The 6,594-nt window shown below is 61.3% G+C and carries 6 protein-coding genes; 5 read left to right on the forward strand and 1 reads right to left on the reverse strand.

Annotated elements, in window-relative coordinates:
* Nucleotides 1–136: 136 nt before the first annotated feature.
* Together rho and ACN0YF_RS12475 are read left to right on the forward strand one after the other, a co-directional pair.
* Nucleotides 137–1,441 carry a transcription termination factor Rho gene (gene rho, locus ACN0YF_RS12470; RefSeq protein ID WP_417494629.1) on the forward strand — a complete coding sequence of 435 codons (1,305 nt, stop codon included), beginning with the start codon at nt 137–139 and terminating at the stop codon, nt 1,439–1,441.
* 166 nt (nt 1,442–1,607) lie between these two features.
* A complete protein-coding gene (locus ACN0YF_RS12475) occupies nt 1,608–2,240 on the forward strand; it encodes a glutathione S-transferase family protein (RefSeq protein ID WP_417481240.1) in 633 nt (210 codons plus the stop codon).
* A gap of 26 nt (nt 2,241–2,266) precedes the next feature.
* On the opposite strand, the gene ACN0YF_RS12480 is transcribed toward ACN0YF_RS12475, so the two are convergent.
* The gene (locus tag ACN0YF_RS12480) at nt 2,267–2,965 is read right to left on the reverse strand and encodes a dienelactone hydrolase family protein (protein WP_417494630.1); all 699 of its coding nucleotides are present in this window, start codon (nt 2,963–2,965) and stop codon (nt 2,267–2,269) included.
* A 53-nt stretch (nt 2,966–3,018) separates the two neighbouring features.
* Here ACN0YF_RS12480 and ACN0YF_RS12485 point away from each other — a divergent pair, with 53 nt between their 5' ends.
* The 3 genes from ACN0YF_RS12485 (at nt 3,019) to mnmG (ending at nt 6,560) form a co-directional block, all read left to right on the forward strand.
* Nucleotides 3,019–3,267, forward strand: coding sequence for a DUF6489 family protein (locus ACN0YF_RS12485; protein WP_417481238.1), 249 nt, complete (start codon nt 3,019–3,021; stop codon nt 3,265–3,267).
* Between the two features lie 4 nt (nt 3,268–3,271).
* Nucleotides 3,272–4,588, forward strand: coding sequence for a tRNA uridine-5-carboxymethylaminomethyl(34) synthesis GTPase MnmE (gene mnmE, locus ACN0YF_RS12490; RefSeq protein ID WP_417494631.1), 1,317 nt, complete (start codon nt 3,272–3,274; stop codon nt 4,586–4,588).
* Between the two features lie 112 nt (nt 4,589–4,700).
* Nucleotides 4,701–6,560, forward strand: coding sequence for a tRNA uridine-5-carboxymethylaminomethyl(34) synthesis enzyme MnmG (gene mnmG / locus ACN0YF_RS12495; RefSeq protein WP_417494632.1), 1,860 nt, complete (start codon nt 4,701–4,703; stop codon nt 6,558–6,560).
* Nucleotides 6,561–6,594 lie beyond the last annotated feature (34 nt).

A 6,594-nucleotide genomic window follows, 5' to 3' on the forward strand; every position in this document is an offset into this window, starting at 1 on the left:
AAGCCAGCCTTTCCAAACGGCGCTTGCCCAATCCTCACTCTTCGGGACCATGTTTATACCTTGGCACCCGGTTTGCTTGTTCCAGCCTGTTCCCGTCCGGGAATCGGATTCCCCTGCCTGAAAAAACAGATTGATCATGACCGACCAAACAAACACGCCGGCATTGCTCGAAGGTCTGCAGCGCATGACGCTGCAGGACCTGAAGCTCAAAAAGCCGACCGAATTGCTCGAATTCGCGGAAGCGCTTGAAATCGAGAACGCATCCTCGCTGCGCAAGCAGGCGATGATGTTTGCCATCCTGAAGGCCTTCGCTGAACGCGGTGTCGAAATTCACGGCGGCGGTGTGCTTGAAGTTCTCCAAGACGGATTTGGTTTTCTGCGGTCGCCGGAAGCGAACTATCTGGCCGGCCCGGATGATATCTATGTTTCACCGACCCAGATCCGCAAATTCGGTCTGCGTACGGGCGATACGGTCGAGGGCGAAATCCGCAGTCCCCGCGATGGCGAACGCTATTTCGCGCTGCTGAAGATCAGCACGATCAATTTCCAGGATCCCGAAAGCGCCCGCCACAAGGTGCATTTCGACAACCTCACCCCGCTCTATCCCGAATCCCGCTTCGTGATCGAGCTGGCCGACCCGACGGTCAAGGATCGTTCCGGCCGGGTGATCGATATCGTGGCGCCACTCGGCAAGGGCCAGCGCGGTCTGATCGTTGCGCCGCCGCGGACCGGTAAAACCGTTCTGCTTCAGAATATTGCCCACGCGATCGAGACCAATCACCCCGATTGTTATCTGATGGTTCTGCTCATCGATGAGCGGCCGGAAGAAGTCACCGACATGCAGCGTACCGTGAAGGGCGAGGTGATCTCCTCAACCTTCGATGAACCGGCCACGCGCCACGTCCAGGTCGCCGAAATGGTGATCGAAAAGGCCAAACGCCTGGTCGAACACGGCCGTGACGTCGTCATCCTGCTCGATTCCATCACTCGCCTTGGCCGGGCCTACAACACCGTCGTGCCGAGCTCTGGCAAGGTGCTGACGGGCGGTGTGGACGCCAATGCGCTGCAACGGCCGAAACGTTTCTTCGGTGCGGCACGGAATATCGAGCATGGCGGCTCGCTGACCATCATCGCAACGGCACTGATCGATACCGGCAGCCGCATGGACGAGGTCATCTTCGAAGAGTTCAAGGGTACGGGCAATTCGGAAATCGTGCTCGACCGCAAGGTCGCCGACAAGCGTGTCTTCCCGGCGATCGACATCCTCAAATCCGGCACACGGAAAGAGGAACTTCTGGTCGACAAATCGCAATTGCAGAAAATGTATGTCCTGCGCCGCATCCTCAATCCGATGGGTGCCCAGGATGCGATCGAATTCCTGCTCGAGAAACTCCGTCAGACCAAAACCAATGACGAGTTCTTCGATTCCATGAATACCTGATCCTGCCATCAAATGACAAAGAGCCCATCAGGACATTGTTCTGGCGGGCTTTTTTGTGTTTGTTCAACAGCGGCCAGGGCGGTGCATGTCAGTGATGCGCAAGAGATGGCTTTGCCTGTGAGGCAATTCGCGTTTGGATTGGACATGTTTTCCGGAGGACCATCTCATGTCGCGCACGCCTGATCTGACGCTCTACCACGCCCCCCATACCCGCTCGATTCGGGTGCGCTGGCTGCTCGAGGAAATGGGCCTGCCCTACGCGCTCAACACAGTGCAGTTCGCGACGCGGCCAGCCGGTGATGAGAGCTATGCCCTGATCCATCCATTGCGGAAGGTTCCGGCCCTGAAGGATGGTGATGAGGTCGTGCTCGATTCGATCGCGATCATGCAGTATCTGCTCGGCCGGTACGGCCCGAGCCCGCTTGAGGTGACGCCTGATGAGGCGGATTACGGGCGCTTCCTGCACTGGCTGCATTTCGGCGAAAGCGGCATGATCATGCCAGTTTCCCTGCTTTTGGCGCACACGCAATTGCTTCCCGAGGACAAACGGGACGCAAACCTGGCCCAGTGGGCGAAGTATGAGACCGGTAAATTGCTGGATTTCGCCTCGGAACATGGCATCGCCGACCGGGAATTCCTTGCCGGGGACCGTTTTACGGCTGCCGACATCTCGATGACCTACATGTTTTACCTGCTCAAGCTAATCCGTCAGTTCGGCGAGGCGCCGGACAATCTGAAATCCTATTTCAGCCGCATGACGGCCCGGCCGGGCTGGGAGATTGCCAGCTCGGCTGATTGAGCGTCAGGCCGGAAATGAGCCGCGGCTCAATCGAGATAGCGGTGCAGGAAATCCAGCGTGCGCTGATTGGCCAGCCCGGCGCTGGCTGCATCGCTATGGTCGCCATTGGGGCGCGCAAAGGCGTGTGGCTGGCCGGGGTAGTCGTGCAGGGTGACCAGCGGGTTTGAGCCCAGCCCGGCGTGAATCCTGGCCTGGGCCTCGGGCGGTACGAATTCGTCAGTGCCGGCGATATGAAGCATCAGCGGGTGGGAAATGCCGGCGGCTTCCTCGAGCCGTTCCTGGATGTTGACGCCGTAATAGCCAACCGTGGCATCGCTGTCGGTATGGCACGCGGTTCGGTAGGCGAGCAGGCCGCCGAGGCAATAGCCGATGGCTCCGGTCTTGCCGGTGCAGGTATCGAGTGCGCGCAGCGTGGCCAGGCTGGTGGCGATATCCCGGATTCCGGTGTCATGGTTGAACAGGCCGAACAGTTCGAAAGCGCGTTGAAGACCGGACTCGCTCTCGCTGGAGAGCTGGATGCCCGGCTCGATGCGCCAGAACAGATCCGGACACAGGGCGGTGAAGCCGGCCCCGGCGAGCCAGTCTGCGATGGATCGCATGCCCGCATTCACGCCGAAAATCTCCTGTAGCACCAGCACACCGGGTCCGGACCCCGAGGCTGGGACTGAAAGATAGGCCGAGAAATTGCCATCTTCGGATTCGATCTCTATGTCCTGCCCGCTCATGGCGCGCCTCCATTCTGTGCGATAAGGTGAGTTGAACACTTTGGGAGATCGAAATGAAGGTCAATGTTGAAGTCGATTGCACGCCTGCCGAGGCGCGGGCCTTTCTGGGTCTCCCGGACGTTACGGCACTCAATGAGCGCCTTTCGAACGAGATGATCCGGCGTATGGAAGAGAATATGAACTCGCTCGAGCCTGATGCCCTGATGCGGCAGTGGAGCGCCTATGGTGGTCAGATGACCGATAGCTTCATGAATCTGATGCGCCAGGCGGCGGTGACCCCGACAGCGGGCGACAAGAAATAAGCACGTGGCAACAACTATTTATGCACTCTCTACCCCGCCCGGACGCTCCGGGATTGCGGTGGTGCGCCTGTCCGGTCCCGACGCCGGGCGTATTCTTGGCTCGATGCTGACCGGCGGCCTGCCGGCACCGCGCCAGGCCAGTCTGCGCAAGCTGCACACGGCACAGGGTGCGGTGTTCGACCAGGCCCTTGTGCTCTGGTTTCCGGCCCCGGCCAGTTTTACCGGCGAGGACTGTGTCGAGCTTCACTTGCATGGCGGGGCCGCGGTGATTGATGGCGCGATTGCGTCGATTGAGGCTGCCGGCGGTGTTCTGGCCCAGGCCGGCGAGTTTACGCGTCGCGCCTTCGAGAACGACAAGCTCGACCTGACGGAGGCTGAAGGGCTTGCGGATCTGATTGAAGCGGAAACAGAAGGTCAACGCACGCAGGCGCTGGCGCAGATGTCGGGCTCGCTGAAACAACTCTATGAAGGTTGGCGCGAGGCGCTGATCTCGGTTCTGGCCTCGATTGAGGGCGAGATTGATTTTCCTGACGAGGCGGACGTTCCCGATGCCCTGTCGCACCGGGCCTATCAGCCGCTGAGCGGTCTGCTGGACTCGATGGCAGCGCACCTCGCTGACGGGCGGCGTGGCGAACGGGTCCGCAACGGGTTTTCGATTGCACTGATCGGTGCGCCAAATGCCGGCAAGTCGAGCTTGCTCAACCGTCTGGCCGGTCGCGAGGCGGCAATCGTGACGGATATTCCGGGCACCACGCGTGATATTGTCGAGGTCCGGCTGACAATGGCCGGTTTCCCGGTGGTTATCAGCGATACGGCCGGTCTGCGCGAGGCGGTCGATGCCATTGAGGCCGAGGGCGTTCGGCGGGCGCTGGATCGGGCCGAACATGCGGATCTGCGCATTGGCGTGGCCGATGCGCGCTCGCAGGCGGAATTGCTCGATCTTGAGGGGCGATTGCAGGACAGCGATCTTCTGGTCCTGAACAAGCTGGATCTGGCTCCGGGCGGCAAGGATAGCGGTGGCTTTCGGGTCAGTGCCACAACGGGGGCCGGTATTGATGCCCTGGAAGCGCGGATTGAGGCGATCGTGCGCGAGCGGTTGAGTGCGCGCGAAATGCCGGCCCTGAGCCGCGCCCGGCACAGGCGGGCGGTTGAGGCGGCGCAGGCCGCGCTCATTCGGTGTCGTGAACGGCTCGCCGATGCGCCTGAGCTGGCTGGGGAAGATGCCCGGCTCGCTGTGCGGGCGCTGGAATCCCTGACGGGCCGCGTTGATGTCGAGGATATTCTCGACCGGGTGTTCAGCCAGTTCTGTATCGGAAAATAGCCACCGCACGATGTTTCACGTGAAACACTGGAGGCTGCGGCTCGACTCACGGCGCCTTGAGCCTTATGTAGCCGGCTTCGACGGACATGGGTCCGCGGACGGATGAGTGATCATGAATTCCTGGGATGTCATCATTATCGGCGGCGGCCATGCTGGCTGCGAAGCGGCCTCGGCCTCGGCGCGTCTTGGCGCCCGCATCCTGTTGCTGACCCACAAGCTCGAGACGATTGGCGAGATGTCCTGCAATCCGGCTATCGGTGGTCTGGGCAAGGGTCATCTGGTCCGCGAGGTTGATGCGCTCGATGGCGTCATGGGCCGCGTCGCGGATGCGTCCGGCATTCAGTTCCGTCTCCTCAATCGCTCGAAGGGCCCTGCAGTACGTGGTCCCCGCACCCAGTCAGATCGCAAGCTCTATCGTGAAGCGATGCAGGCTGTCCTCGCTGATACGCCGAACCTGGAAATTCTGGCTGCGCCGGTCGAGGATCTGATCCTGGAAGGGGGGCGCTGTGTCGGCGTCGTTGATGCGGGCGGTCGGAGCTATCGTGCCGGGAGTGTCGTTCTGACGACGGGGACCTTCCTGAGGGGCATGATCCATCGCGGCCAGGAGCGGATCCCGGCCGGGCGTGTTGATGAGAAGCCATCCATCGGCCTGGCTGAGACCCTGTACGGACTTGGCCTGCGGATGGGCCGTCTGAAAACCGGTACGCCGGCGCGTCTGCGCAAATCCTCGATCGCGTGGGACAGTCTCGATCAGCAGGCGGCGGATGACGTTCCGGTGCCCTTCTCCTTTCTGACCGACCGGATCACGGTACCGCAGATCAGTTGCGCGATCACCCACACGACCGAGGCCACCCATCGGATCATTGCTGACAATCTCCAGCAATCGGCTGTCTATAGCGGCTCCATCGCCGGGCGCGGCCCGCGCTATTGTCCCTCCATCGAGGACAAGGTCGTGCGTTTCGCCGACCGGTCCGAGCACCAGATTTTCCTCGAGCCAGAAGGTCTCGATGATGACACGGTCTATCCCAACGGGATATCGACCTCGATGCCTGATGCGGTCCAGGACGCCTTCCTGCGCACCATTCCCGGACTGGAGCAGGTCGAAGTCAAACGCTTCGGCTATGCGATCGAGTATGATTATGTCGATCCACGCGAGCTGGATGCGAGTCTGCAGGTTCGCGTCGTTCCGGGCTTGTGGCTGGCGGGGCAGATCAATGGCACCACAGGCTATGAAGAGGCGGCGGCCCAGGGCCTGGTGGCCGGCTTCAATGCCGCCCTGTCAGCAGCTGGCAGTGCGCCCTTTATTCTCAGCCGGTCCGAGGCCTATATCGGTGTGATGATCGACGATTTGATCACGCGTGGAGTCAGCGAACCCTATCGCATGTTTACCTCCCGCGCCGAATACCGGCTTATCCTGCGCGCCGACAATGCCGATCAGCGGCTGACTCCCAAGGCGATTGAGCTCGGCGCTGCGTCCGCTGAGCGCCGGGAAATGTTTCACGTGAAACAAGACCAGCTCGACCAGGCCAGAGAGCAGATTGCCTCGCTGGACATTACGCCGAACGAGGCCCAGCGCTTCGGTCTGTCAGTCAATTCCGACGGCCGCCGCCGCAATGCCGCGGACCTGCTTGCCTATCCTGATATCAATTGGGCTGATGTGACCCGCATCTGGCCGGATCTGGCCCGGTTCGATGGTTCCGTTGCCGAGCAAATGGAGATCGATGCGGTCTATGCCGGTTATCTCGACCGGCAACAGGCCGACATCCTCGCCTTCCGCCGCGACGAGGCAGTTCGCATTCCGGCCGATCTGGACTATGCGGACGTTGGCGGATTGTCCAATGAAGCGCGTGAGCGGCTCAACGCCTCTCGCCCGGATACGCTTGGCCAGGCAGCGCGGTTGGAAGGCGTCACCCCGGGCGCCCTGACGGCGGTGCTCGCTCATGTGAAACGCCAGAACAAAGAGGCCAGTTGATTGACCCGCGACGAGTTTGAGACTGCCACCGGTG

Source organism: Maricaulis sp. (genome assembly GCF_048270265.1).
GTDB lineage: Bacteria > Pseudomonadota > Alphaproteobacteria > Caulobacterales > Maricaulaceae > Maricaulis.

Bases quoted from the DNA above. Each gene is read 5' to 3' on its own strand.
- rho (WP_417494629.1), top strand. From the start codon at position 137: ATGACCGACCAAACAAACACGCCGGCATTGCTCGAAGGTCTGCAGCGC.
- ACN0YF_RS12475 (WP_417481240.1), top strand. From the start codon at position 1,608: ATGTCGCGCACGCCTGATCTGACGCTCTACCACGCCCCCCATACCCGC.
- ACN0YF_RS12480 (WP_417494630.1), bottom strand. From the start codon at position 2,965: ATGAGCGGGCAGGACATAGAGATCGAATCCGAAGATGGCAATTTCTCG.
- ACN0YF_RS12485 (WP_417481238.1), top strand. From the start codon at position 3,019: ATGAAGGTCAATGTTGAAGTCGATTGCACGCCTGCCGAGGCGCGGGCC.
- mnmG (WP_417494632.1), top strand. From the start codon at position 4,701: ATGAATTCCTGGGATGTCATCATTATCGGCGGCGGCCATGCTGGCTGC.